The organism is Microbacterium trichothecenolyticum (assembly GCF_030818955.1).
Classification (GTDB): Bacteria; Actinomycetota; Actinomycetes; order Actinomycetales; family Microbacteriaceae; genus Microbacterium; species Microbacterium trichothecenolyticum_B.
In genome coordinates, this window is sequence record NZ_JAUTBF010000001.1 from 1,132,425 (window position 1) to 1,157,439 (window position 25,015).

The 25,015-nt window shown below is 70.5% G+C and carries 19 protein-coding genes; 4 read left to right on the plus strand and 15 right to left on the minus strand.

Annotation, left to right across the window (positions count from 1 at the left end):
- Nucleotides 1-2: 2 nt before the first annotated feature.
- The 8 genes from murD to QE412_RS05510 all read right to left on the minus strand — a co-directional run bounded on the left by murD (nt 3) and on the right by QE412_RS05510 (nt 8,760).
- A complete protein-coding gene (gene murD / locus QE412_RS05475; protein ID WP_373426532.1) occupies nt 3-1,535 on the minus strand; it encodes a UDP-N-acetylmuramoyl-L-alanine--D-glutamate ligase in 1,533 nt (510 codons plus the stop codon).
- The gene (mraY, locus tag QE412_RS05480; protein WP_307481033.1) at nt 1,517-2,623 is read right to left on the minus strand and encodes a phospho-N-acetylmuramoyl-pentapeptide-transferase; all 1,107 of its coding nucleotides are present in this window, start codon (nt 2,621-2,623) and stop codon (nt 1,517-1,519) included. The genes murD and mraY overlap by 19 nt, the downstream gene beginning before the upstream one ends.
- Nucleotides 2,620-4,032: a UDP-N-acetylmuramoyl-tripeptide--D-alanyl-D-alanine ligase gene (locus QE412_RS05485; RefSeq protein WP_307481035.1), complete on the minus strand. Its 1,413-nt coding sequence runs from the start codon at nt 4,030-4,032 to the stop codon at nt 2,620-2,622. Before QE412_RS05485 ends, mraY begins: the two co-directional genes overlap by 4 nt.
- Nucleotides 4,033-4,096: 64 nt before the next feature.
- Nucleotides 4,097-5,887 carry a peptidoglycan D,D-transpeptidase FtsI family protein gene (locus QE412_RS05490; RefSeq protein WP_307481037.1) on the minus strand — a complete coding sequence of 597 codons (1,791 nt, stop codon included), beginning with the start codon at nt 5,885-5,887 and terminating at the stop codon, nt 4,097-4,099.
- A 5-nt stretch (nt 5,888-5,892) separates the two neighbouring features.
- Nucleotides 5,893-6,513, minus strand: coding sequence for a hypothetical protein (locus QE412_RS05495; RefSeq protein WP_307481039.1), 621 nt, complete (start codon nt 6,511-6,513; stop codon nt 5,893-5,895).
- A complete protein-coding gene (gene rsmH / locus QE412_RS05500) occupies nt 6,510-7,463 on the minus strand; it encodes a 16S rRNA (cytosine(1402)-N(4))-methyltransferase RsmH (protein ID WP_307481041.1) in 954 nt (317 codons plus the stop codon). Before rsmH ends, QE412_RS05495 begins: the two co-directional genes overlap by 4 nt.
- 98 nt (nt 7,464-7,561) lie before the next feature.
- Nucleotides 7,562-7,993: a division/cell wall cluster transcriptional repressor MraZ gene (mraZ, locus tag QE412_RS05505; RefSeq protein ID WP_108320658.1), complete on the minus strand. Its 432-nt coding sequence runs from the start codon at nt 7,991-7,993 to the stop codon at nt 7,562-7,564.
- A 386-nt stretch (nt 7,994-8,379) separates the two neighbouring features.
- On the minus strand, nt 8,380-8,760 hold the full coding sequence (locus tag QE412_RS05510; protein ID WP_307481043.1) for a DUF3040 domain-containing protein: 381 nt from the start codon (nt 8,758-8,760) through the stop codon (nt 8,380-8,382).
- A gap of 64 nt (nt 8,761-8,824) precedes the next feature.
- Between QE412_RS05510 and QE412_RS05515 the strand changes: the two genes are divergently transcribed.
- On the plus strand, nt 8,825-9,916 hold the full coding sequence (locus tag QE412_RS05515) for a polyprenyl synthetase family protein (RefSeq protein ID WP_307481045.1): 1,092 nt from the start codon (nt 8,825-8,827) through the stop codon (nt 9,914-9,916).
- Nucleotides 9,917-9,923: 7 nt separating this feature from the next.
- Here QE412_RS05515 and QE412_RS05520 read toward each other — a convergent pair whose 3' ends face one another.
- Nucleotides 9,924-10,268: an Rv2175c family DNA-binding protein gene (locus tag QE412_RS05520; protein WP_307481047.1), complete on the minus strand. Its 345-nt coding sequence runs from the start codon at nt 10,266-10,268 to the stop codon at nt 9,924-9,926.
- Nucleotides 10,269-10,416: 148 nt separating this feature from the next.
- On the opposite strand from QE412_RS05520, the gene QE412_RS05525 reads away from it, so the two are divergent.
- Together QE412_RS05525 and pknB are read left to right on the plus strand one after the other, a co-directional pair.
- Nucleotides 10,417-11,430, plus strand: a complete 1,014-nt coding sequence (locus QE412_RS05525) for a LysM peptidoglycan-binding domain-containing protein (RefSeq protein ID WP_307481049.1) — start codon at nt 10,417-10,419, stop codon at nt 11,428-11,430.
- 54 nt (nt 11,431-11,484) lie between these two features.
- Nucleotides 11,485-13,434 carry a Stk1 family PASTA domain-containing Ser/Thr kinase gene (pknB, locus tag QE412_RS05530; RefSeq protein WP_307481050.1) on the plus strand — a complete coding sequence of 650 codons (1,950 nt, stop codon included), beginning with the start codon at nt 11,485-11,487 and terminating at the stop codon, nt 13,432-13,434.
- Between the two features lie 75 nt (nt 13,435-13,509).
- Here pknB and QE412_RS05535 read toward each other — a convergent pair whose 3' ends face one another.
- From QE412_RS05535 to QE412_RS05545, 3 genes are read right to left on the minus strand one after another with little or no spacing between them, the layout of a single operon-like run.
- Nucleotides 13,510-14,847, minus strand: coding sequence for a class II 3-deoxy-7-phosphoheptulonate synthase (locus QE412_RS05535; RefSeq protein ID WP_307481051.1), 1,338 nt, complete (start codon nt 14,845-14,847; stop codon nt 13,510-13,512).
- 9 nt (nt 14,848-14,856) lie between these two features.
- Nucleotides 14,857-15,570 (minus strand): lysophospholipid acyltransferase family protein, encoded by a 714-nt coding sequence (locus QE412_RS05540; protein ID WP_307481052.1) that lies wholly within the window; start codon nt 15,568-15,570, stop codon nt 14,857-14,859.
- A 2-nt stretch (nt 15,571-15,572) separates the two neighbouring features.
- On the minus strand, nt 15,573-16,508 hold the full coding sequence (locus QE412_RS05545; RefSeq protein WP_307481054.1) for an ROK family glucokinase: 936 nt from the start codon (nt 16,506-16,508) through the stop codon (nt 15,573-15,575).
- Between the two features lie 157 nt (nt 16,509-16,665).
- On the opposite strand from QE412_RS05545, the gene QE412_RS05550 reads away from it, so the two are divergent.
- On the plus strand, nt 16,666-18,492 hold the full coding sequence (locus tag QE412_RS05550) for an AMP-dependent synthetase/ligase (protein WP_307481056.1): 1,827 nt from the start codon (nt 16,666-16,668) through the stop codon (nt 18,490-18,492).
- Between the two features lie 259 nt (nt 18,493-18,751).
- Here QE412_RS05550 and QE412_RS05555 read toward each other — a convergent pair whose 3' ends face one another.
- The 3 genes from QE412_RS05555 to QE412_RS05565 are packed head-to-tail and all read right to left on the minus strand — an operon-like array spanning nt 18,752 to nt 25,000.
- Nucleotides 18,752-19,243 (minus strand): peptide deformylase, encoded by a 492-nt coding sequence (locus tag QE412_RS05555; RefSeq protein ID WP_307481058.1) that lies wholly within the window; start codon nt 19,241-19,243, stop codon nt 18,752-18,754.
- Nucleotides 19,240-21,546 (minus strand): nucleotide-binding protein, encoded by a 2,307-nt coding sequence (locus tag QE412_RS05560; protein WP_307481060.1) that lies wholly within the window; start codon nt 21,544-21,546, stop codon nt 19,240-19,242. The genes QE412_RS05555 and QE412_RS05560 overlap by 4 nt, the downstream gene beginning before the upstream one ends.
- Nucleotides 21,547-21,592: 46 nt before the next feature.
- Entirely contained in the window at nt 21,593-25,000 is a 3,408-nt protein-coding gene (locus QE412_RS05565; RefSeq protein ID WP_307481062.1) for a pyruvate carboxylase, read from the minus strand.
- Nucleotides 25,001-25,015: the final 15 nt, after the last annotated feature.

The window sequence follows — 25,015 nt, forward strand, 5'->3', positions numbered from 1 at the left end:
CCTCAGTCGTTCGAACGAGATGCTCCGTCGTGCCGCGAGATCCACGCCCGCACCGCCGCGGCGAACCGTTCGCCGCGGTCGGAGTAGGACGCGAACTGATCGAAGGATGCCGCCGCGGGGGCCAGGAGAACCGTGTCCCCGTCCCGCGCCGCACCCGCCGCCAGCTCGACGACCTGCGCCATGACGTCTTCAGTCTCGGCGTGGTCGACCTCGAACAGCGGCACCGCCGGGGCGTGTCGCGCGAACGCCGCGACGATGTCGTCGCGCTCGGTGCCGATGACGATGGCCGCGCGCACGGCGCCGCCGCGCGCACGGACCAGGTCGCTGAGGTCGACGCCCTTCAGCAGACCGCCCACGATCCAGACGGCGCCCGGGTAGGCCGCGAGCGACGACGCGGCGGCGTGCGGGTTGGTGGCCTTGGAGTCGTCGACCCACGTGATGCCCGCGTGCGCACCGACGACCTGGATGCGGTGCGGGTCGAGGCGGAAGCGCTCGAGCGCATCGTGGATCTGCGCGGGCGTCGCCCCCAGCGACCGCGCGAGAGCGGACGCGGCGAGGATGTTCGCCACCACGTGGGGGGCGGCCAGGCCGCGGGCGGCCAGGTCGGCGACGGTGGTGAGCTCGAGAGCCGAGGTCGCGCGCTCTTCGAGGAAGGCACGGTCGACCAGGATGCCGTCGACGACGCCCAGGTCGCTGGGACCGGGCACGCCGAGGTCGAAGCCGATGGCGCGGGCGCCCTCGATCACCTCGGCGTCCTCGACCATCGTGCGCGTGGCGACGTCGGCCTTGTTGTAGACGCAGGCCACCCGGGTGCGCGCGTAGACGCCCGCCTTCGCGTCGCGGTAGGCGTCGACGCTGCCGTGCCACTCGAGGTGGTCATCGGCGAGGTTCAGGCACACCGCCGCGTGGGGCGACAGGGCGTCGTCGCCGGTCTGCTGGTTGAGGTACCACAGCTGATGGCTGGAGAGCTCCACCACGAGCGCGTCGAAGCCGTTCGGGTCACGCACGGCGTCGAGCACCGGGGTGCCGATGTTGCCCACGGGAGCTGCCCGCAGCCCCGCGGACACGAGCATCTCGGCGGTGAGGCGGGTGGTGGTCGTCTTGCCGTTGGTACCGGTGATGAGCACCCAGTCCGCGGGGCGGCCGTCGGCGCGCACGACTTTGTCGCGCACGCGCCACGCGAGCTCGACGTCGCCCCACAGCGCGATGCCCTGCTCCCGCGTCCACGCGATCACCGGGTGGTGGGGCGGGAAGCCCGGGGAGGCGACGACCACCTCCGGCGCGAAGTCGACGAGCTCGGCCGGCGGGGTGTCGAGCGGCCCCTCGTGCAGACCGACGCCCAGCACGGGAAGCAGCCGTGCGTACTCGGCATCCGCTCTCTCGGTGACCACGAGCACCTCGGCGCCGAGCTCGGCGAGGGTGTCGGCGGCGGAGAAGCCGGTGACCGACAGACCGAGGACCGCGACGCGCAGGCCCTTCCAGTCCGCGTACCAGCTGGTGAGGGATGCCGGGGAGGTCATACGCGTGCCAGCCATTCGACGTAGAAGAAACCGATGCCGGAGACCGCCAGGAGCCCGGCGATGATCCACATGCGCACCACGATCGTCACCTCGGGCCACCCGCGCATCTCGAGGTGGTGGTGCAGCGGGCTCATGAGGAACAGCCGTTTGCCGCGCGTGATCTTGAAGTACGCCCGCTGCAGGATGACGGAGCCGGAGGCGATGACGTAGACGCCCGCGATGAGGATGAGAAGCAGTTCGGTTCGGGTGAAGATCGCCATCGCGGCGATGACGCCGCCGATCGCCATCGAGCCGCAGTCGCCCATGAACACCTTCGCCTTGGGCGCATTCCACCAGAGGAATCCGACCAGGGCGCCCACGAACGACGCCGAGACGATCGCGAGGTCGAACGGGTCGCGCACGGCGTAGCAGCCGGCCTGCACCGACGGGTCGAGCACGTCGGCGCACATCTGCTTGTTCTGCCAGAACGCCATGAGGCTGTAGGCGCCCACGACGAAGATGCCGGAGCCTGCGGCGAGGCCGTCGAGCCCGTCGGCGACGTTGACGGAGTTCGACGCGGCGGTGCCGATGAGCGAGATCCACGCGAGGTACAGCAGCCACCCGAGGACGGGGCCGAGGGCGAACAGCGACAGCACCTGGATGTCGCGGAACACCGAGATGTACTCCGATGCCGGGGCCTGGCCGAACGCGTTGCGGGCGTTCAGCGCGACGATCGCGAAGGGCACGACGACGATGACCTGCCCGGCGATCTTGCGCCAGCCCGACAGTCCCAGACTGTTCTGCAGGCGCACCTTCATGTAGTCGTCGATGAAGCCGACGACGCCGAAGCCGAGCATGAGCCACAGCACCAGCAGACCCGAGATCGTCGGAGGGTTGTTCCCGGCGTACGAGCCGATGAGATAGCCGATGATCGTGCCGAGGATGAAGATCGTCCCGCCCATGGTGGGCGTGCCGCGCTTCGCGCCGTGCGAGGGGTTGTGCACGTTCTCGGGGGTGCGGATGACCTGCCCCCAGCCCCACTTGCGGAACCACCGGAGGAACACCGGGGTGAGAAACAGGGTGAAGGCCAGCGAGATCGCCGCCGACGTCAGAAGTGATCTCACGCGAACAAGTCTCCCAGACGGTCGCCGAGGTGCCGGAGCCCCGCCGAGTTGGACGACTTCACCAGCACGCGGTCACCGTCGCGCAGCTCGGTCGAGAGGTAGTCGTACGCGGCGTCGGCGTCGGGGAAGAACACCGCTTCGCCGTCCCACGAGCCCTGGGCGATGGCCTCGAGATACATGCGCCGCGCGTCGGCGCCGATCACGACGATGCGCTGGATGCGCAGGCGCACCGCAAGCAGGCCGACGCGGTCGTGCTCTTCGTCGGCGTACTCCCCCAGCTCGTTCATCGCGCCCAGCACCGCTACCGTCCGCTCGTCGGGCCCGGTGATCTGCGCGAGGGTGCGAAGGGCTGCCGCCATCGAGTCGGGGCTGGCGTTGTAGGCGTCGTTGATGATGCGCACGCGCTCGGAGCCGAGGGGCTGCATGCGCCAGCGTTCGGCGATCTCGACGGTCTCCAGACGCGCGATCGCATCGGCGGCGGGCACGCCGAGGGCGACCGCGGCGGTCAGCGCGGCGAGGGCGTTCATCACGTGATGCTCGCCGAGCACCCGCAGCGTGAGCGTGTGGGGCTCTCCGTCGACGAGCAGATCGGCGCGTGTCCCGGATGCCGAGACCTCGACGTCGACGGCACGCACCTGCGCGCGCTCACCGCGGCCGAACCAGCGCACCTGCTGGCCGCGCTCGCGGGCGATGGGCTCCATCGCGGCGACCCGGGGATCGTCGGCGTTGAGCACGGCGAGACCGCCCTCGCGGGTGGCGCGCACCAGTTCGCTCTTGGCGTGGAAGGTCGACTCGATACCGCCGAAGCCGCCGGCGTGGGCCATGCCGACCATGAGCACGACGCCGATGTCGGGGGTGACGAGCCCGGCGAGACGCGCGATCGCGCCCGGCGCGCTCGCGCCGAACTCGCTCACGAGGAACCGTGTGTCATCGGTGACCCGCAGCATCGTCAGCGGAGCGCCGACCTCGTTGTTGAACGACGCGCGCGGCGAGACCGTCTCCCCCTCGTCCGAGAGGATGCGCGCGAGGAGGTTCTTGGTCGTCGTCTTGCCGTTGGAGCCGGTGATGCCCACGATCCGCAGGTCTCCCCGGGCACGGACGCGGGCGACGACGTCGCGGGCGAGGGCGCTGAGCGCCGCGACGACGTCGGGCACGACGATCTGACTCACGTCGTCGTCGAGTTCGCGCTCGACGATGGCCAGGGCCGCGCCCCGCTCGACGGCGGTGCCGACGAACAGGTGGCCATCGGTGGTCTCGCCGGGTTTGGCGACGAACACGCCGCCGGGCTCGATGAGGCGCGAGTCGGTGTCGACGAGGCCCGAGACCGTGGTGTCGGGGGTGTCGTCGCGGCGCACGACGAGGCGGCCGCCGAGGACGTCGGCGATATGGGAGAGGCTCGTGGAGATCATTGCTGTGCGAACGCCCTTTCCGTGTCGCATTCGTTACCGAGACGTCACCGGCGTTCGGGGTGTCTCAGCCGAACTTGGGCAGTTCGGGGGTCGTGGTTCCGGAGGGGATCACCCGATAGGTCTTGAGAACCTGCGTGAGGGCCTTCTGGAACGCGGGCGCGGTGGCCGCCGACGATTTTACCGTCCGCGGTTCGTCGAGATTGACCGCGACCACGTACTGGGGGTCGTCGGCCGGGGCGAAACCGATCATCGTGGTGAAGTAGGCGTCGGGCTTGTAGGCGCCCGTGTTCTCGTCGACCTTCTCACCGGTTCCGGTCTTGATGGCGATGCGGTAGCCGGGGATGGCGATCTTCGACGCCAGCTCACCCTGGGTGGCGACGTTCTCGAGCATCAGCGAGACCTCGTGCGCGGTATCGCTCGAGATCACCTGCGTGCCCTGGGTCGACGGCACGTCGGTGACGGTGCCGTCCGCGGCCGTGCATCCCTCCACCAGCGACAGCGGCATCTTCACCCCGCCGTTGGCGATGGTCTGGTATGCCCCCACCAGCTGCGGCACGGTGACCGACAGACCCTGCCCGAAAGCGGTGTTGTAGAACGTCTGGGTGTCCCAGTCGCTGACCGGGTGCAGGATGCCGGCCGACTCGCCGGGGAAGTCGATGGCGCTGATCGAGCCCATGCCGAATTTCTGCAGGTAGTCGAAGCGGGTCTCTTTCGGGATCATCTCGGCGAACTTCGAGATACCGACGTTGGAGGAGTCGATGAGCACGCCGGTGGGCGTGTAGACGTTGGGCCCGTGCGAGAACGCGTCGCGCACGCGCGCGTCGCCGAGCGTCTCGCTCCCCGAGGCCGTGACGGTGCTCTGGGGCGTGTACGAGCCGCTGTCCAAGCCGATCGCGGTCGTCAGCGCCTTGAATGTCGACCCGGGCTCGAACGGGCTCGTGAACGCGCGGCTTCCCCGGTCTACCGGCGCAGTCGCGGTCGGGTCGTTCGGGTCGACGGCGGGGTACTCCGCCAGGGCGCGGATCTTGCCCGTCTTGGCCTCGACGACGGTGATCGTGCCGCGCAGCGAGCCGGTGTTCTGCACCTGCTCGGCGATCAGCTGGGCCAGGTACCACTGGAGGTCGCGGTCGATCGTGAGTTTCAGCGTGCCACCGTCGACCGCGGGCTCGGCGACGGTCTCGGTGCCCGGCAGCACGACGCCGTCGCGGCTCTGCTGGAACACGACCTTGCCGTTGGTCGAGGCGAGGCAGTCGTTGTCGGCCGCCTCGAGACCCGCGAGCGGCTGGCCGTCGCTGCCGACGAATCCGATGAGATTGCCGCCGACGGCGCCGTCGGGGTACACCCGCCCGGCCTGCGGCGGGAAGCTCAGGAACGGCAGGCCGAGGGCCACGAGCGCGCGGTACTGCTCGGTGGAGACGTTCTTCGCGATCATCGCATAGCGCGAGTCGGGGTTCTCGGCGACGGCGTCGGTGACGCTCGCCTGCACCTCGGCGGCGTCTTGACCGGTGATCGCGGCGATCTGGGCGGCGATCTCGGGCCAGGGCGTGGTCGTTTCGTTGTCGTCGTCGTCGCGGGTGGTCACGCCCTTGGCCGCGAGCATGGGGTCGACCTGCACGTCGTAGCGGTTGACGCTGGATGCCAGGATGACGCCGTTCTCGTCGACGATGGAGCCGCGCGAGGCATACTCCACGCGCGAGCTCTGCAGGCCCATCGCGAGCGAGTCGTCGACGTGCTCCTTGGCGTTGACGACCTGGATGTCGACCAGGCGCACCACGAAGGCGAGCAGGATGGTGAGGACGATCGCGAGAGCGACGACGGTGCGACGCCGGGGGGAGCGGTGTGTGGTCGTCGTCATGGGTCTCATCGTGTCGCGGGAGTGGGCAGACCGTCGCTGATCGCCGGGGGTGTCGCCGATCCGGTGGCCGGCGGTGTCGTTCCGTTCGCATCGGCGGCGGTGCCGGCCGCGGGGGCGACCGCTCCGGCCCCGGCTGCCCCGGCCTGCGGGTTGGTCACGAGGGGCTTGTTCGCGATGAGCGCGTTGCGCACCGAGCCCCGGCCCATGGCATCCACCGACGACACGGCGTCGGCGGGCTTGTCGGAGCCGATGACGGCACCGTCGCTCAGGCGCAGGTAGGTGGGCGACTCGTCGATCACCATGCCGAGGGCAGCGGCGTTGGCGGCCAGGTACTGCGGCGAACTGAGGCCGGCGTTGGCGTCGGCGAGGATCTGCTTCTGATACGTCAGGTCGCGCTGCTGCTGGGTGAGCGAGGCGATCTCGAACGAGCTCTGCGTCGTCAGGATGCCGAGCCCCATCTGCACCAGCACGATCGCGAGCGCGCCGGTGACGGCGATGACGCCGAACAGACGCCGGGGCGCGCGGCGCCGGGTCGGCGCGGGAACGGCCTGCAGGCGCCGCGGCTGGCGTACGGGGGCCGGGAAGTCGGGAAGGAAGTCCGCATCGACGGTCCGGGCGGCACTCATGCGTCCTCCTTGATTCTCTCGGCCGCGCGCAGCCGTACGGGGGTGGCGCGGGGGTTCGCGGCCCGCTCCTCGTCGCTCGCGAGCTCGGCACCGCGCACCAGCAACCGGAACTTCGGAGCGTGCTCGGCGAGCTCGACCGGGAGTCCGCGCGGGGCGGTGGAGGTCGAGGCCTCGGCGAACATCCGCTTGACCAGGCGGTCCTCGAGCGACTGGTACGACAGCACGACGATGCGGCCGCCGACGCCCAGGACGCGAAGCGCGGCCGGGATCGTGCGATCGAGCACCGACAGCTCGGCGTTCACCTCGATGCGCAGGGCCTGGAACACGCGCTTGGCGGGGTGACGCTCGCGCAGCACCGCCGCCGGCGTCGCGGCTTGCAGCACGTCGACGAGCTGGCCCGAGCGTTCCAGGGGCCGCTGGGCGCGGGCGGCGATGATGGCGCGGGCATAGCGGCCGGCGAGCTTCTCTTCGCCGTAGCGCTCGAAGATACGCCGCAGGTCGCCCTCGCCGTAGGTGGCGAGCACCTCGGCGGCGGTGACGCCGGTGGTCTGGTCCATGCGCATGTCCAGCGGCGCATCCTGCGCGTACGCGAAGCCGCGCGCGGCCTCGTCGAGCTGCAGCGACGACACACCGAGGTCGAACAGGATGCCGTCGACCTTGTCGCCCCCCGCGGATGCCACCGCCTCGGCGATGCCGTCGTAGACGGTGTGGACGAGGGTCACGCGCTCACCGAAGCGGGCCAGCCGCTCCCCCGCGATGCGCAGCGCGTCGGTGTCGCGGTCGAGGCCGATCAGCCGGGCCTGCGGGAAGCGCTCGAGGAACGCCTCGGAGTGCCCGCCCATACCGAGCGTGCCGTCGACGAAGACGGCGCCCGGCTTCTGCAGCGCGGGACCGAGCAGCTCGGCGCAGCGCTCGAGCAGGACGGGGGTGTGGATGTCGCGGATGTCCATGATGTCGGGGGCTGATCCTTCGACCCTGATCCCCATCCGCTCGACCTGGCGCCGGGGAAGTGCGTCAGGGCGTGCGGCTGGGAATCACAGCCGGAGGGTCAGAACAGTCCCGGGATCACCTCCTGCTCCATCTCGGCGTACGTCTCTTCATTGCTCTCGGCGTAGGCGTTCCACGCCTCGGCATCCCAGATCTCTGCGTGTGCTCCGACGCCGGTGACGACGAGCTCGCGCCCGAGACCGGCGTAGGCGCGCAGCGCCGGGGGGACGGTGATGCGGTTCTGGCTGTCGGGCTTCTCGGCGCTGGCCCCCGAGAGGAACATGCGCAGGAAGTCGCGGGCTTGCTTGTTGCTGAGCGGCGCCTCGCGGATCCGCTCGTGCACGCGCTCGAACTCCTCGGTGCTGAACACGTAGAGGCAGCGGTCCTGCCCCCGGGTGATCACCACTCCGGCGCCGAGATCGTCACGGAACTTCGCCGGCAGGATGACCCGACCCTTGTCGTCGAGCTTGGGGGTATGCGTGCCGAGCAGCATTCGGGCACCCACCCCCCTTCGTCCGGCCTGCGAAGTTTCCCCCACTTTACTCCACTGTCCTCCACATAGCCATCAGAACATCGAGTCTTCCCACCAGACGGGCCGACGTGTAGCGTGTCGGGGCGCTCGAGTCACGCGCCTCGGAGCCGCGTGATTCCGCGGCGGCAACCGCTCAGAGGGCGCGTCGGATCGGCGCGGTGGAGGAAAAGGGAGCACTCACGCGCTCCCCCGTTTCTCCCCCGAGGACCCGGGTGCCACACGGATCCCGAGACCGAGCGGGCGAGGCACACCCGAGAAGGACGGGGACGCTGGATGGATGCCGCACCCCGCGCGCACAAAAAAGCACCGGCTCCGAAGAGCCGGTGCTGAAATGGTGAAGAGGGGTGTCAGTGCCCGTCGCGGCGGCGATCCCATCTGTCGTTCATGCGATCCATGAACGACGGGTGCGACGCACGCGGGGCACGGGAGCCGGCGGACGACGGCGTCGACGCAACCGCACCGCGAAGCGGCGTGACGGCGAACACGACGCCCGCCACCATGAGCAGGAATCCGACGACGCCGATGGCGATGCCGAGGAAACCGGTGTTGAAGCCGATCGAGACACCCACGACGAGGGCTCCGAGACCGGCGAGCACGAGGATCGAACCGAGGACGATGTTGCGGTAGCTCAGGGCGCGGCTGGGGGCCGTGACGACGTCGGTGTCGTTGCTCATGAGATGGCGCTCCATCTCATCCAGCAGACGCTGCTCCTGTTCGGAGAGTGGCATGCATCCCCCTCTGTTGTTCGTTGCGGACGATTCTACGCGCGGCGTGGATCACTAGGCTAGGCCCGTGCCGACCTCCCCGGAACCGATCGAAGCCGTTTCTCAGCGACTCGACAAGTTCCTCTCCGATCAGCTATCGTACGCCGTCACCCTGGGATCCGAGGCCGAGACGCTCACTCTCGCCGGCGCCGCGGCCCTGCGCGGCGGCAAACGCCTGCGGGCCCGATTCTGCCTGTCGGGCTGGCGCGCCGTCGACGCCCTGTCGCACCCCGATACGGTCGACCTCGATGAGGCCGCCCTGGCCGTGGCCACCTCGCTCGAGATCTTCCACGCGGCGGCCCTCGTGCACGACGACCTCGTCGACAACTCCGACACCCGCCGGGGTCAGCCGGCAGCCCACCGGGCCCTGCAGCGGACGCACGAAGACGCCGGGTGGGCGGGTGACTCCGACGCCTTCGGCCGGTCGGGTGCCATTCTGCTCGGCGACCTGCTCGTGGCATGGAGCGATGACCTGCTCGAGGAGGGCCTGTCGGGCGCCGACACCGCCGCGGCGACCCGCCGCGCGTACGCGCGCATGCGCCGCGACGTGACGATCGGGCAGTTCCTCGACGTGGCCGAGGAGTCCGCCTACGTCGTCCACCCCGACGACACGCACGCCGCGCGGGCGCTGCGCGTCGCCTCGTACAAGTCGGCGCGCTACAGCATCCAGCAACCGCTGCAGATCGGCGCGGCGCTGGCCGGCGCCGACGACGCACAGCTCGAGGCCCTCGGGCGATTCGGGCACGACGTCGGAATGGCCTTCCAACTGCGCGACGACGTGCTGGGCGTCTTCGGCGACACCGCCCTGACCGGCAAGCCCGTGGGCGACGACCTGCGCGAGGGCAAGCGCACCGTGCTCGTCGCGTATGCCCGCGAGGCGCTCGCCGTCGACGATCGCGACCGCTTCGACGCCGCCCTGGGCGACCCGGAGCTCGACGCCGATCGCATCGCCCAGCTGCAGCGCACGATCGTCGACACCGACGCGCTCGCGCGCACCGAGGAGCTCATCGCGGACTACGCGCGCCGCGCCGACGACGCGCTGGCGGGGGCGCGCCTGTACGAGCCCGCGCTCGACGATCTGCGCGCCCTCGCGCGCGCCGCGACCGAGCGATCGGCCTGAGGCGGAGTCAGGCCAGGCTCACCGCGACGCGGCGCACTTCGCTCTTACGACCGGCCAGCAGCGCCTCGATCGGTGCCACGCCGATGCTCTCTTCCGGGGTGAGCAGCCAGTCGATGGTCTCGTCGTCGTCGAAGCCCGCGTCGTGCAGCACGATGATCGTTCCGCGCAGCGACGGCAGTGGTCGCCCGTCGACGATGAAGACCGCGGGAACGCGCAGCGCACCCTGCCGACGCGACCCGACGAGGTAGTTCTCGTCGAGCAGGCGACGCACACGCCCGAGGGGCTCGTCGAGGAGCTCGACGAGATCGGGAAGAGTCAGCCAGGCGGTGTCGTAACGGGAGATCTCGGTCACGATGCCACTATCTCATCCTCGACCGATCACGCGATGCCGAGGCGACCCGATCTCATTCGTCACATCCGTCCCACAGAACCCACGCGTTGACATCCGTCCCAGGCCGTGCGAGCGTGGCGGGCAGTCGGAAGAACGGACATCCCCCACCATGCGACGACTCCCCTCCCTCCCCCTGCCCACCCGCGAGAGCGCTCGCAGACGCACGGCCGCGATCTGGCCCGCGGCCGTGGCCGGCACGATCGCGCTGACCCTCGCGGGCGAGAACGCCGCCCAGGCCGCGCCGCCCGCTCCCCCGCTCGCGAGCCTGCCTCCGGCACCCCGCCCCCTTCCGGCGGCGATGACCGCGAACGCGACGGCGATGACGGCGGCATCCGTCAGCTACACGGTGCAAACGGGCGACACCGTGTGGGGCATCGCCCGCGCTCATGGGCTCGACACGGCCGCCGTGCTCGCCGCCAACGGTCTCGACGGCGCCAGCATCATCCGCCCGGGGCAGGTGCTCGCCCTGGTCGCCGCGTCCGTTCCCTCGGCGCCGGATGACGCGCCGACCGCGGCCGCCGGCACGCACGAGGTGCGCCCGGGCGACACCGTCTCGGCCATCGCCGGCGCGAACGGGGTGAGCGTCGACACCGTACTCAACGCCAACGGCCTCACGCGCGACTCGATCATCTACCCGGGCGAGGTGCTGCGGATTCCCGGTGGCGACCAGTCTCCCGCGCCGGCTCCCGCGGCCCTGCCCGCGTCCACCGCGCCCGGACTCGACGCCGAGCAGTCCGACAATGCGCGGCTCATCATCCGCATCGGACGCGAGCTCGGGGTGCCCGACCGCGGCATCGTCATCGCGCTCGGCACCGCCATGCAGGAATCATGGCTGCGCAACCTGGACTGGGGCGACCGTGACTCGCTCGGCCTCTTCCAGCAACGCCCGAGCACCGGATGGGGCAGCGCCGAGCAGATCCTCGACCGCGAGCGTTCCACCCGTGTGTTCTACGGCGGCGCCGGCGACCCCAACGGCGCGGCGACGCGTGGCCTCCTCGACATCGCCGGGTGGGAGACGCTCGCCTACGCCGACGCGGCGCAGGCGGTGCAGATCTCGGCGTACCCGGACCGGTACGCCCCGTGGGAGCAGCCCGCGTCGACGTGGTTGGCCGTTCTGGGGTGAGACCGCGGTGAGCCGTTCCCCGGCCTCACAGGGGGCGCTCCGTAGACTCGACCCGTGAGCACGAGTCAGCAGGCCGACCCGCTGATCGGCCGTCTCGTCGACGGCCGGTACCGGGTACGCGCGCGCATCGCGCGCGGCGGCATGGCGACCGTGTACGTCGCGACCGACCTGCGCCTCGAGCGCCGCGTGGCGCTGAAGGTGATGCACGGGCACCTCAGCGACGACACCGTGTTCCAGAGCCGCTTCATCCAGGAGGCACGCTCGGCCGCACGCCTGAGCGACCCGCACGTGGTGAACGTCTTCGACCAGGGCCAGGACGGCGAGATGGCGTACCTCGTCATGGAGTACCTGCCCGGCATCACGCTGCGAGAGCTCCTGCGCGAGCACAAGCGGCTCACGGTCGATCAGACCCTCACGATCATGGATGCCATCCTCTCGGGGCTGGCCGCCGCGCACCGCGCGGGCATCGTGCACCGCGACGTCAAGCCCGAGAACGTGCTGCTCGCCGAAGACGGGCGCATCAAGATCGGCGACTTCGGTCTCGCTCGCGCGACGACGGCCAACACGGCCAGCGGCGCGCAGCTGATGGGCACCATCGCCTACCTCGCGCCCGAGCTCGTCACACGCGGGACCGCGGACGCGCGCAGCGACATCTACTCCCTCGGCATCATGCTCTACGAGATGCTCACGGGCGAGCAGCCCTACAAGGGCGAACAGCCCATGCAGATCGCCTACCAGCACGCCACCGATTCGGTGCCGCGGCCGAGCGCGAAGAACCCCGCCGTGCCCGAGCAACTCGACGAACTCGTGCTGTGGTCCACCGAGCGCGAGCCCGGCGACCGCCCCCTCGACGCCGGCGCGATGCTCGAACGCCTCCGCGCCGTCGAGCGAGAGCTCGGTCTGGCACCGCAGGTCGCACGGGCGGTCGCGGTCGGCACGGCGGGCCCCGCGTCCGCCGCCGAATCCCGCGAGCTCACCAAGGTACTCCCCCAGACCGCCTCGGTGCCCTCGACTCCGGCCGACGAGCCCGACAACGCGGCGCGACTTCGTACACGCACGCGTCGGCGCGCCGCCCGAGGCATCTGGACGCTGGTACTCGTGCTGCTGCTCGCGGCGGGCGCCGCCGGAACGGGCTGGTACTTCGGTTCCGGCCCGGGATCGCTCGTGGCCGTCCCCGACGTGTCACAGCGCACCTTCGCCGAGGCCGAGGCCCTGTTGACCCAGGAGCAGCTGCGCGCCCAGGCGCAAGAGGTGAACGACCGCGACATCCCCGCCGGCACGACGGTGGGGTCCGATCCCGCGCCGGGCGAACGCCTCGACAAAGAGACGGTCGTGACCGTCTTCGTCTCGGTCGGTCCGGCGACCCACCAGATTCCCGCGCTCGCGGGCAAGAGCTCCGACGAGGTCACCGGCATCCTCCAAGCGGCCTTCGTCGGCGTCGGAGACGCCACCCGCGAGTTCTCCGACGCAGGCGACGGCGCGGTGCTCTCGGCATCCGTCATCCCCCGCTCGGGCGGGGACGCGATCGACTGCACCCAGGGCTGCACCGTCTACGAGGGCGATGCCGCCTCGCTCGTGGTGTCGCTCGGACCGATCCCCGACGTCACCGGTAGGTCGCAGACACAGGCCGAGCGCGCCCTGAACGGCGTGGGCCTGGAAACCTCCATCAGCGAGGAGTACAGCAACTCGGTGGCATCCGGCAACGTGATCGCCATCGGCGGTCGGGACGGCGGCGGCAACTGGCGCCCCGGCGACACCGTGCCGCTGCGCGTGTCGATCGGACCGAAGCCCGTGGAGATCCCCGGCAACGTCGTCGGCATGACCATCCGCGAAGCCGTGAACACCCTCGAGAACCTCGGGTTCGAGGTGAACGCCGGCATCGACGACGGCACGCTGCCACTCGGCTTCAAGTACTGGGACATCTACAAGGTGCGCGCCACCAACCCCAAGGCGGGCACGACGGCACCGCAGGGCAGCACGATCACGCTCACGCCGACGCTCTGAAGCCCCCCGTCGCCGAACGCAAGTCGCCCCTGACCTATGCGGGCCAGGGGCGACTTCCGTGGGGATGAGCGTGGGTCAGCGCTTCTCAAGCTCCTCGGCCACGAGGAAGGCCAGCTCGAGGCTCTGGCGGTGGTTCAGGCGCGGGTCGCAGAGGCTCTCGTAACGGGTCGCGAGGGTGGCCTCGTCGATCTGCTCGGAGCCGCCCAGGCACTCGGTCACGTCGTCGCCGGTGAGCTCGACATGGATGCCGCCCGGGTGCGTGCCGACGGAGCGGTGCGCCTCGAAGAACCCGCGCACCTCGTCGACGACGTCGTCGAAGCGACGCGTCTTGTAGCCGGTAGGCGTGGTGATGCCGTTGCCGTGCATCGGGTCGGTGACCCACAGCGGTGTCGCACCGGAGTCGCGGACGGCCTCGAGCAGCGGCGGCAGCGCGTCGCGGATCTTGCCCGCACCCATGCGCGTGATGAAGGTCAGGCGTCCGGGCTCGCGCTCGGGGTCGAGCTTGTCGATGAGTGCCAGGGCCGTCTCGGGCGAGGTCGTGGGACCGAGCTTGACGCCGATGGGGTTGCGGATGCGCGAGAAGTAGTCGACGTGCGCGCCGTCGAGCTCGCGCGTGCGCTCACCGATCCACTGGAAGTGCGACGAGGTGTTGTAGGGCAGGCCGGTGCGCGAGTCGATGCGGGTCATCGGGCGCTCGTAGTCCATGAGCAGACCCTCGTGCCCGGTGTAGAACTCCACGCGCGTCAGCTCGTCGAAGTCGGCGCCCGCCGCCTCCATGAACTTGATGGCACGGTCGATCTCGGTGGCCATCGACTCGTACGCCTGGTTCGCCGGCGTGCTCGCGAACCCCTTGTTCCAGCTGTGCACCTCGCGGAGGTCGGCGAAGCCACCTTGCGTGAAGGCGCGGATGAGATTCAGCGTCGACACGGCCGTGTGGTAGCCCTTGAGCAGGCGCGCGGGATCGGCCTTGCGGGACTCTTCCGTGAAGTCGTAGCCGTTGACGATGTCGCCCCGGTAGGCCGGCAGCGTGACGTCGCCACGCGTCTCGGTGTCGCTCGAACGCGGCTTGGCGAACTGGCCCGCCATGCGGCCCATCTTCACCACGGGCATCGACGCGCCATACGTGAGCACGACGGCCATCTGAAGCACCGTCTTGATGCGATTGCGGATCTGCTCGGCGGTCGCACCGGCGAACGTCTCGGCGCAGTCACCGCCTTGCAGGAGGAACGCTTGACCGGCGGCGGCTCGAGCGAGACGATCGCGCAGGATGTCGACTTCGCCGGCGAACACCAGCGGCGGAAGAGACGCCAACTCTGCGGATGCCGCGGCCACCGCGCCCTCGTCATACCACTGCGGCTGCTGCTTGATGGGCAGGGTTCGCCAGTGGTCGAGGTCGTGGAGCTGCTGATTCACCCCGCAAGTCTAGTGGCGCGAGGTCGGCGCCTTGGCCGCGCGGGCGGTGGCCAGGCGGTCCTTCACCGTCGAGGCGTAGACGTCTTCGTAGCGCTGCTCGCCCAGGCGCTGCAACGCCACCATGATCTCGTCGGTGACGCTGCGCAGCACGTAGCGATCGCCCTCCATGCCCTCGAAGCGCGAGAAATCGAGGGGCTCGCCGATCACGATGCCGACGCGGCCCACACGCGGCAGACGCCGGCCGATGGGCATGACAGCCCCGGTGTCGACCATGACGACCGGAACGACCGGGACTCGGGCTTCGAGCGCCATGCGGGCGATACCCGTGCGTCCGCGGTACAGGGTGCCGTCGGGGCTGCGTGTGCCCTCGGGATAGATGCCCAGCAGCTCGCCGCGACCGAGCACGCCCAAGCCGGTGTTGAGCGAGGCCTCCGACGCCTTGCCGCCGGAGCGGTCGATGGGCAGCTGCCCGGTCGCGGTGAAGAACAGGCGTGTGGCCCAGCCCTTCAGGCCCTTGCCGGTGAAGTAGTCGCTTTTGGCGAGGAACGCCATCCGACGATCGATCATCAGCGGCAGGAAGATCGAGTCCGAGAACGACAGGTGATTGCTGGCGAGGATCGCCGCGCCCTCGGTGGGGATGTTGCGCCGGCCCACCATCCACGGGCGGAACACGGCCTTGATGACCGGTCCGATGACCACGTATTTCATGAGCCAGTAGAACATCGTCAGCGCTCCTTCCCGGCGAGGTCGGCGACCCCGATGAGACCGGCGTCGTTGCCCAGGCGCGCGATCGCGAACTCCGCGACCGGACGTTCACCGTATCCCGGCAGCGACGTCTCGTACGCGAGCTTGACCGGCTCCAGCAGATCGGTCCCGAGCTGGGCGACCCCGCCGCCGATCACGAAGACCTCCGGGTCGAGCACGGCCTGGAAGCCGCCGCACGCTTCGCCCAAAGCCGTCGCCACGCGGCGCAGGGCCTCGACGGCGCCCGGGTCGCCCGCCAGCACCAGACGGGAGACCGCCGGGCCCGGGATGGCCCCCTTCTCGGCGCGGATCGCCGCGAGAGCCGCCCCGATCCCGCCCTCGTCGGCGATGGCGTTCGCCTCGCGCTGCAGGGCGCGTCCGGAGGCGTACTGCTCGAGGCATCCGTTCTGCCCGCAGCCGCACGCGTACCCGCCGCGCACGAAGCGCATGTGGCCGAGCTCGGCACCGATGCCGTGACCGCCGCGGAAGAGCTCGCCGTCGGTGACGACGGCGCCGCCGACGCCGGTGCCCATCGTGAGCATGACCATGTCACGCGCACCCCGACCCGCGCCGAAACGGTACTCGCCCCAGCCCGCGGCATTGGCGTCGTTCTCGATCGTGACGGGAGCGTCGAGGCGCTGCTCGAGCCGGGCGCGCAGTGGCTCGTCGCGCCAGTCGATGTTGGGGGCGTAGATGACGGTGCTGCGGTCGCGGCTGATGAAGCCGGCGGCGGCGACGCCGATGGCGTGGACGTCGTGCGCGCGGCGCAGGTGGTCGGCCATGTCGACCACGGCATCCACGAGGGCCGACGGATCGATGGGCGTGTCGACGCGGAGCTTCTCGACGATGCTGCCGTCTTCGTCGACGACGCCTCCGGCGATCTTCGTGCCCCCGATATCGATGCCGACGTTGCGCACCGCGCTCCCTTCCGGGCCCGCCGCACGACCGGCCCGGAGAAGTCTAGCCATCCCAGACACCCGGCGTTCGAACGCGCGTCACCCGGTGTCGTCGCCGAAGATTCGCATAGACTCGACGCATCGATCGACACATTTTTCCGGTACCGAAGGAGTTGCCGTGATCCAGTTCGACCTCCCCCCGCTGGTCCCCGCCGATCCCGACGCCAACACGTCGGATCTGCTCGCCGACCGCGTACGGGCGACCCCCGACCGTCCCCTGTTCGCCGTGCCCGACGCCGACGGTTGGCGCGACATCACCGCGGTCGAGTTCGAGCGGCAGGTCATCCTGCTCGCGAAGGGCTTCATCGCCGCGGGCGTGCAGCCCGGTGAGAAGGTGGCCTTCATCGCGCGCACGACCTACGACTGGACGCTCGTCGACTTCGCGCTGTTCTACGCCGGTGCCGTGATGGTGCCCGTGTACGAGACGAGCGCGCCGTCGCAGATCTCGTGGATCCTGTCGGACTCCGGAGCGATCGCCGTGGTGCTGGAGTCGCCCGAGCACGCCGAACGCCTCGACGAGGTGCGCGGTGACCTGCCGCTCGTGCGCGCGGTGTGGGCGATGCACGCGGGAGGCCTCGACACCCTGGTCGCGGGCGGCAGCCACATCACCGATGAAGAGGTCGAGCGCCGCCGCCACCTGGCCAAGGCCTCCGACGTGGCCACCCTCATCTACACGTCGGGATCGACCGGTCGCCCCAAGGGCTGCGTCCTGGTTCACAGCAACTTCGTCGAACTCGCCCGCAACTCGGCCACGGCCCTGCACGAGGTCGTCGCGACACCCGGTGCCTCGACGCTGCTGTTCATCACGACGGCGCACGTCTTCGCGCGCTTCATCTCGCTGCTCAACGTGCACGCCGGGGTGAAGACCGGTCACCAGCCCGACACCAAGCAGCTCCTTCCCGCGCTGGGCACCTTCCGGCCTACGTTCCTGCTGGCCGTGCCCCGCGTGTTCGAGAAGGTCTACAACTCGGCGGAGCAGAAGGCCGAGGCCGGCGGCAAGGGCAAGATCTTCCGGGCGGCGGCGGCGGTGGCCGTGGAGCACTCGCAGCGCCTGCAGGACGGAAAGTCCATCCCCCTGCTGCTCAAGGTCAAGTTCGCCCTGTTCGACAAGCTCGTCTACGCGAAGCTCCGCGAGGCCATGGGCGGGCGCGTCGTGTACGCGGTGTCGGGGTCGGCGCCGCTCGGCCCGCGGCTGGGCCACTTCTTCCGCAGCCTCGGCGTGGTCATCCTTGAGGGCTACGGCCTGACCGAGACGACGGCACCGGCCACGGTGAACCTGGCCTCGAAGGCCAAGATCGGCACCGTCGGACCGGTGCTGCCGGGCGTCGGCGTGCGTCTGGCCGACGACGGCGAGATCCAGGTGCGCGGCATCAACGTCTTCCGTGAGTACTGGCAGAACCCCGAGGCCACGGCCGAAGCGTTCGACGGCGAGTGGTTCAAGACCGGCGACATCGGCGCCTTCGACAGCGACGGATTCCTCACGATCACGGGCCGCAAGAAGGAGATCATCGTCACCGCGGGCGGCAAGAACGTCGCCCCGGCGGCCCTGGAGGATCCCATCCGCGCGAACCCGATCGTGGGTCAGGTCGTCGTCGTGGGCGACCACAAACCGTTCATCTCGGCGCTGATCACCCTCGACACCGAGATGCTGCCGACGTGGCTCGCCAACAACGGCCTGCCCGCCGACATGTCGCTGGCGGACGCAGCGACCAACGACAAGGTCCGTGCCGAGGTGCAGGGCGCCATCGACCGCGCGAACACGCGCGTGTCGCGCGCCGAGTCGATCCGCAAGTTCGCGATCCTCCCCACGGAATGGACCGAGGCCAGCGGACACCTCACGCCGAAGATGAGCATCAAGCGCAACATCATCGTCGCCGACTTCGCCGACGACATCGAGGACATCTACGCCGTCCCGGTCAACACGACGAACGTCTCTCTGCCCTGACTCGGGGAATGGCGAACGGCCCGGCCCCTCGTGGGGCCGGGCCGTCTTCGCCTGCAGCGAGAGGCCGCCGCACGCCGTCTCATGGCGTGGGCCGCGGGATGTCGGCGCGAGCGGTCGTCACGAGCACAGGGGATTCGGTGAGAACAGGTCGATATCGCGCCCGCCGACCTGTCTCGGCCTCATCCCCTGTTTTCACGCGGCGGACGGAGGCCCGCCGCGCCGCACGAGCGACAAGCGGCCGGTGGCATCCGTTCAGGGGTCAGAACCAGTCGCTCTCGCGCACCTGTCGCATCGCCTCGCGGCGCGTATCGGGGGGCAGACGCGAGAGGTACAGCATCCCCTCGAGGTGATCGGTCTCGTGCTGCAGGGCCTGCGCCAGCAGGCCCTCGCCCTCGAGCACGACCTGGTTTCCGTCGAGATCGATGCCCTCGACCCGCGCCCAGGGGTAACGGACGGCCTCGTGCCACAGCCCGGGGACCGAGAGGCATCCCTCGCCCACGAGCTGCGGCTCACCGCGCGTCTCGACCAGGACGGGGTTGAGCACGTACCCGATGTCGCCGTCGATGTTGTAGCTGAAGGCGCGCAGTCCCACGCCGATCTGCGGCGCGGCCACTCCCGCGCGACCGGGCAGCTCGACCGTGTCGAGCAGGTCCTGCACGAGCGAGCGGACGCCGTCGTCGATCACGCCGATGGGCGCGCTCACGGCCCGCAACACGGGGTCGCCGAACAGACGGATCGGACGAACGGTCATGCCGCGGCCACCGGCGTGCGCAGGCCTTCGACGACGGCGGCCGCCAGCTCGCGCGCGGCCTGGCGGGTGCCCGGCTGCAACTCGCGGAACGTGATGGCGCTGCCGGCGGCGATGCGAGCGTCGTACGGCACGCGGATGACGGCGCGCACCCGCGAGCGGAAGTGCGCCTCGAGCTCGCTCTCTTTCACCAGCGGTGCTCCCGGGCGCGAGTTGTTCAGCACGACCACGGCGTCGCGCACCTGCGCAGCGTAGCCGTTGGTCTCGAGCCACGTGAGCGTCTCGGACGCCAGGCGCGCCTCGTCGACCGAGAGCCCCGCGACGATCACGAGGGTGTCGGCGAGCTCGAGGGTCGCACCCATGACCGAATGGACGATCCCGGTGCCGGTGTCGGTCAGCACGATCGAGTAGTAGTGCGCGGCGACGTCGGCGACCTGACGGTAGTCGTCGTCGCTGAATGCCTCCGACACCCGCGGATCGGCATCGGATGCCAGGACGTCGAGGCGGGTGGCATCCCGGGCGACGATCGAGGAGACGTCGTTGTACCCCGCCATGGCGTCGTGGGCGCGCACGAGGTCGCGTACCGTGCGCCCGTTGGCGCTGCCCACCCGGTCGGCGAGGGTACCGCGGTCGGGGTTGGCGTCCACGGCGATGATGCGATCGTCGCGCGCATCGGCGAGGGCCATGCCGAGCAGCGAAGTGACGGTGGTCTTGCCGACGCCACCCTTGCGCGAGAGCACCGGCACGAAGCGCGCGCCGCCGGCGAGCGGGGCCGCGATGCGACGGTCGAGGTCTTTGCGCTGGCGGGCGCGGCGGCCGTCGCCGAGGTTGATGCGTCGGCCCGACGCAGAGTACACCAACTGCTGCCACAGGCCCTCGGGCTCGGGCTTGGCGATCTGGCGCGGGTCGAGCAGCCGGTCGGCGGTGAGCAGGTCGGCGCTCTCGCGGCTGTCGTCGATCTGGCCGAGACGCTTGCTGGTGAGCGAGACCTCGGGCGGCGGCGTCTTGACGCGCTCGAGGGCGTGGGCTCGTCCGACGCGGGCGGCCTCGTCCGCCTGCTGCGCGCTGCGGCGCGTGAGCGGAACCGTGCCGATGACGCCGGTGGCCGCGCGTTCGGCCCGCGTGGCGGGAACCGCGCCGGTGAGGGGGACGGCGGGGGCGGATGCCGTGTCCGCGGCGTATCCGGGGACGGTGGAGGGCACGGCGCCGTCGGGGCCCGCGGCGGCGGGCACGGGCTTCTCGATGTCGACGTGCCCGGCGGCCGCGGGTTGAGCCGAGTCGTGCGTGGGGTCGTCCGCAGAATCGTGAACGGGCTCGTCCGTGGACGCGACCCGCGTCTCGGCGGGAACCCACGGGGTGCGGGTGAGCGGCTCTGTGCCGTCGTCGTCGGAGCTCGCGTTCGCGACGGCGGGTTCGTCGGCGGCGAGGGGGGACGCGGACGGCGCGGCGGCGGCGATATCGCCCTCCTCCGAAGCGTTCGCGTCGAGCGCGCGTGCGGTCTCATCCGCATGAGCGACGGCGCCGTGGGAGTCGTCTGCCCCGGGCTCGTTCGCGACGGCGTCGGCGTCGGCGTCCGACGCTGCCGCGTCGACGCCGTCGACGGTGCTCGCGGGCGCGTGGATGTCGGGATCGGCCGGGTCGGCGGCATCCGTCTCCGACAACGCGGCGGCATCGACGACCTCGATATCGTGGGCACCGGAGTGCGCGGCCTCGACATCGTGAACAGCGAGGTCGGGCTCCACGGTGTCGTGGATCTCCCCGTCGATGCTCTCGACATCGTGGCTCTCGGCGCCGTGGATCTCCGCGCCGTGACTCTCCGCCCCGTGGGAGGGCGCCTCGCCGTGCCCCTCGTCGGCGCCGGCGTCGGGGGTCGACTCGTCGCGCCCGGCGCCGTACCCCGCGTCGTGCATCGTCTCAGCGTCGTGGACGATCTCGGCGTCGTGGACGTCGCCGTCGGCGTCGGACTCGACGGAGTCCTCGGCAGACCCCTCGGGGTGGGGCTCGAGGATGATGTCACCGGTCGGCAGCTGCTCGACGTGCGGCTCGTGCACGAGCTCGCCGCCGGTGTGCTCAGCCCGTTCCGGCGCCGCGAGCGGCAGCAGGTCGGTGTCGTCGAGAGGAACCTCGTCTTCGACGACGTCGTCGTCGAGATCGTCCTCGTCGGACACCGGCGGGAGGCCGACGCTGACCTGGGCGATGTGTCCGCTGAGGATCGTGATGCTGGCGGTGTCGAGGTTCCCGCTCTCGTCGAGGATGCCGTGCTCGGCGTTCTCGTCGGGGTTCGCGTCGATGCGGTCGGGGGTCACTGCAGTCTCCAAACGGGAAGAGGGCGCGAAAGCGCCCCGTCCGAGGTTACTGCGCGTGGCGGATTACCAGCAAAAGGTCTCCCGCTTCAACCTGCTGTGTGATACCGATTGCGACACGTTCGACCACGCCGCCGACCGGAACGGTGATGGCCGCCTCCATCTTCATCGCCTCGATCGACGCCACCGCCTGCCCCGCGGCGACGCGGTCACCGGGAGCGACCTTGAGCGTGACGACCCCCGAGAACGGCGCGGCGACCTGTCCGGGTTTCGACGTGTCGGCCTTTTCGGCCTGACGGACCTCGACGTCGATCGAGCGGTCGCGCACGAAGACGGGACGAAGCTGGCCGTTGAGCGTGGTCATGACCGTGCGCATGCCTTTGTCGTCGGCGTCGCCCACGGCTTCGAGCCCGACGAACAGCTGCACGCCACGCTCGATCTCGACGGTGTGCTCTCCTCCGGGACGCAGGCCGTACAGGTAGTCGGCCGTGTCGAGCACGCTGAGATCGCCGTACGTGGCCCGCATCTGCTCGAAAGTGCGCGTCGGGCCCGGGAAGAGCAGCCGGTTCAGACGGGCGCGTCGTTCGGCGGACTCCCCCGCGAGTGCCGCCGCGTCGTCGTCGGTGAGCGGGGTGACACCGGTCTTGGCATCGCGCCCCGCGAGCACCTTCGAGCGGAACGGCTCGGGCCAGCCGCCGGGCAGGTCGCCGAGCTCCCCCGCCATGAACGACACGACGGAGTCGGGGACGTCGTACTTCTCGGGGTTCTGCGCGAAGTCGGCCGGGTCGGCCTTGACCGCCGCGAGATGCAGAGCGAGATCACCCACCACCTTCGACGACGGGGTGACCTTCGGCACGCGGCCCAGGATGCCGTTGGCTGCGGTGTACATGTCTTCGATGAGCTCGAAATCGTTGGCGAGACCGAGCGCGATGGCCTGCTGGCGGAGGTTCGACAGCTGTCCGCCCGGGATCTCGTGGCGGTACACACGACCGGTGGGCCCCGACAGCCCCGACTCGAACGGACGGTACAGATGGCGCACGGCCTCCCAGTACGGCTCGAGGTCGCTGACCGCGGCGAGGTCGAGACCCGTGTCGCGCTCGGTGTGCGCGAGCGCGGCGACCAGAGCCGACAACGACGGCTGGCTCGTCGTGCCGGCCATGGGAGCCGCCGCGGCATCCACGGCATCCGCCCCCGCCGCCGACGCGGCCAGCAGGGTCGCAAGCTGCCCGCCGGCGGTGTCGTGCGTGTGCACGTGCACCGGCAGGTCGAAGCGCTCGCGCAGCGCCGAGACGAGCTTCGTCGCCGCGGCCGGTCGCAGCAGACCCGCCATGTCCTTCACGGCGAGGATGTGCGCCCCCGCCTCGACGATCTGCTCGGCCAGGCGCAGGTAGTAGTCGAGGGTGTAGAGGTTCTCGCCCGGGTCGAGCAGGTCGCCGGTGTAGCAGACCGCCACCTCGGCGACGGCCGTGCCGGTGTCGAGCACGGCGTCGATCGCGGGGCGCATCTGCGAGACGTCGTTGAGGGCATCGAAGATGCGGAAGATGTCGACCCCGGATGCCGCGGCCTCGGCGACGAAGGCATCGGTGACCTCGGTGGGGTACGGGGTGTACCCCACGGTGTTGCGGCCGCGCAGCAGCATCTGGATGGCGACGTTCGGCAGCGCCTCGCGGAGGGCGTCGAGGCGCTCCCACGGGTCTTCGCCGAGGAACCGCAGCGCGACGTCGTAGGTGGCCCCGCCCCACGCCTCGACCGAGAGCAGATTCGGGGTCATGCGGGCGACGTAGGGGGCGACCCGCGCGAGATCGCGGGTGCGCACGCGAGTGGCCAACAGCGACTGGTGGGCGTCGCGGAACGTCGTCTCGGTGATGGCGAGAGCGGTCTGCTCGCGCAGCGCTCGCGCGAAACCGACGGGACCGAGTTCCCGCAGACGTTGCCGGGAGCCCGCCGGCGCGGGGGCCATCAGGTCGAGAACCGGGAGCTTTGCCCCCGGGTCGATCGTGAGGGGGTTCTCGCCGTGGGGGCGGTTGACCGTCGTGTCTACCAACCACGACAGGATCTTGGTCCCGCGGTCCTTGGACTCGCGCCCGCGCAGCAGTTGCGGACGCTCGTCGATGAACGACGTACTGAGATCACCGGCGACGAAGGCCGGATCATCGAGCACCGCCTGCAGGAACGGGATGTTCGTCGAGACGCCGCGGATGCGGAACTCGGCGAGGGCGCGACGGGCGCGGGCTACGGCGGCGGCGAAGTCGCGACCGCGGCACGACAGCTTCGCCAGCATCGAGTCGAAGTGCGGGCTGACCTGCGAGCCCGCCGCGGTGGTGCCGCCGTCGAGGCGGATACCGGCGCCCCCCGGTGAGCGGTAGGTCGTGATCTTGCCGGTGTCGGGGCGGAAGCCCTGCGTGGGGTCCTCGGTGGTGATGCGGCACTGCAGCGCGGCCCCGCGAAGGTGGATCTGCTCCTGCAGCAGATCGAGGTCGGCGAGGGTGCTGCCCGCGGCGATACGCATCTGCGACTGCACGAGGTCGACGTCGGTGACCTCTTCGGTCACGGTGTGCTCGACCTGGATGCGGGGGTTCATCTCGATGAAGACGACCTCGCCCGCGCGCGGTCCCGCCGTCTCGAGCAGGAACTCCACCGTTCCGGCGTTCTGGTACCCGATCGAGCGGGCGAAGGCGACGGCGTAGCGGTGCAGGTCGCGGCGGACGCTCTCGTCGAGGTTCGGTGCGGGAGCGATCTCGATGACCTTCTGGTGGCGGCGCTGCACCGAGCAGTCGCGCTCGAAGAGGTGCACGGTCTCACCCGTGGCATCCGCGAGGATCTGCACCTCGACGTGGCGAGGGCGCTGCACGGCCTGCTCGAGGAACATGCGGGGATCGCCGAAAGCGCTCTGCGCTTCGCGCATGGCCTCGGCCAGGGCCGGCGCGAGCTCGCCGAGACTCTCGACCCGGCGCATGCCGCGCCCGCCGCCGCCGGCGACGGCCTTGGCGAAGAGCGGGAAGCCGATGGCCTCGGCCTGGGCGAGCAGCGCGTCGATGTCGTCGGATGCGGGCGTCGACCGCAGCACCGGCACACCCGCCGCGATCGCGTGCTCCTTGGCGGTGACCTTGTTGCCGGCCATCGCGAGAACATCGGCGGGAGGGCCGATGAAGGTGATGCCGTGGGCGGCGGCCTTCTCGGCGAGCTCCGGATTCTCGGAGAGGAACCCGTACCCCGGGTAGATGGCATCCGCCCCACACGCGCGGGCGACGCGGATGATCTCGTCGACGTCGAGGTACGCGCGCACGGGGTGCCCGCGTTCGCCGATCTGGTAGGCCTCGTCGGCCTTCAGCCGGTGCAGCGACGCGCGATCTTCGTAGGGGTAGACCGCGACCGTGCGCGCGCCGACCTCGTACGCGGCCCGGAACGCACGGATGGCGATCTCTCCGCGATTGGCGACCAGGATCTTCGAGAACATGCGCACCTCACGTCA

Excerpts from the sequence above, each read along its gene's own strand:
- murD (WP_373426532.1), bottom strand. The coding sequence starts at position 1,535 with ATGGCTGGCACGCGTATGACCTCCCCGGCATCCCTCACCAGCTGGTAC.
- QE412_RS05485 (WP_307481035.1), bottom strand. The coding sequence starts at position 4,032 with ATGATCTCCACGAGCCTCTCCCATATCGCCGACGTCCTCGGCGGCCGC.
- QE412_RS05490 (WP_307481037.1), bottom strand. The coding sequence starts at position 5,887 with ATGACGACGACCACACACCGCTCCCCCCGGCGTCGCACCGTCGTCGCT.
- QE412_RS05495 (WP_307481039.1), bottom strand. The coding sequence starts at position 6,513 with ATGAGTGCCGCCCGGACCGTCGATGCGGACTTCCTTCCCGACTTCCCG.
- rsmH (WP_307481041.1), bottom strand. The coding sequence starts at position 7,463 with ATGGACATCCGCGACATCCACACCCCCGTCCTGCTCGAGCGCTGCGCC.
- mraZ (WP_108320658.1), bottom strand. The coding sequence starts at position 7,993 with ATGCTGCTCGGCACGCATACCCCCAAGCTCGACGACAAGGGTCGGGTC.
- QE412_RS05510 (WP_307481043.1), bottom strand. The coding sequence starts at position 8,760 with ATGCCACTCTCCGAACAGGAGCAGCGTCTGCTGGATGAGATGGAGCGC.
- QE412_RS05525 (WP_307481049.1), top strand. The coding sequence starts at position 10,417 with ATGCGACGACTCCCCTCCCTCCCCCTGCCCACCCGCGAGAGCGCTCGC.
- QE412_RS05540 (WP_307481052.1), bottom strand. The coding sequence starts at position 15,570 with ATGTTCTACTGGCTCATGAAATACGTGGTCATCGGACCGGTCATCAAG.
- QE412_RS05555 (WP_307481058.1), bottom strand. The coding sequence starts at position 19,243 with ATGACCGTTCGTCCGATCCGTCTGTTCGGCGACCCCGTGTTGCGGGCC.
- QE412_RS05565 (WP_307481062.1), bottom strand. The coding sequence starts at position 25,000 with ATGTTCTCGAAGATCCTGGTCGCCAATCGCGGAGAGATCGCCATCCGT.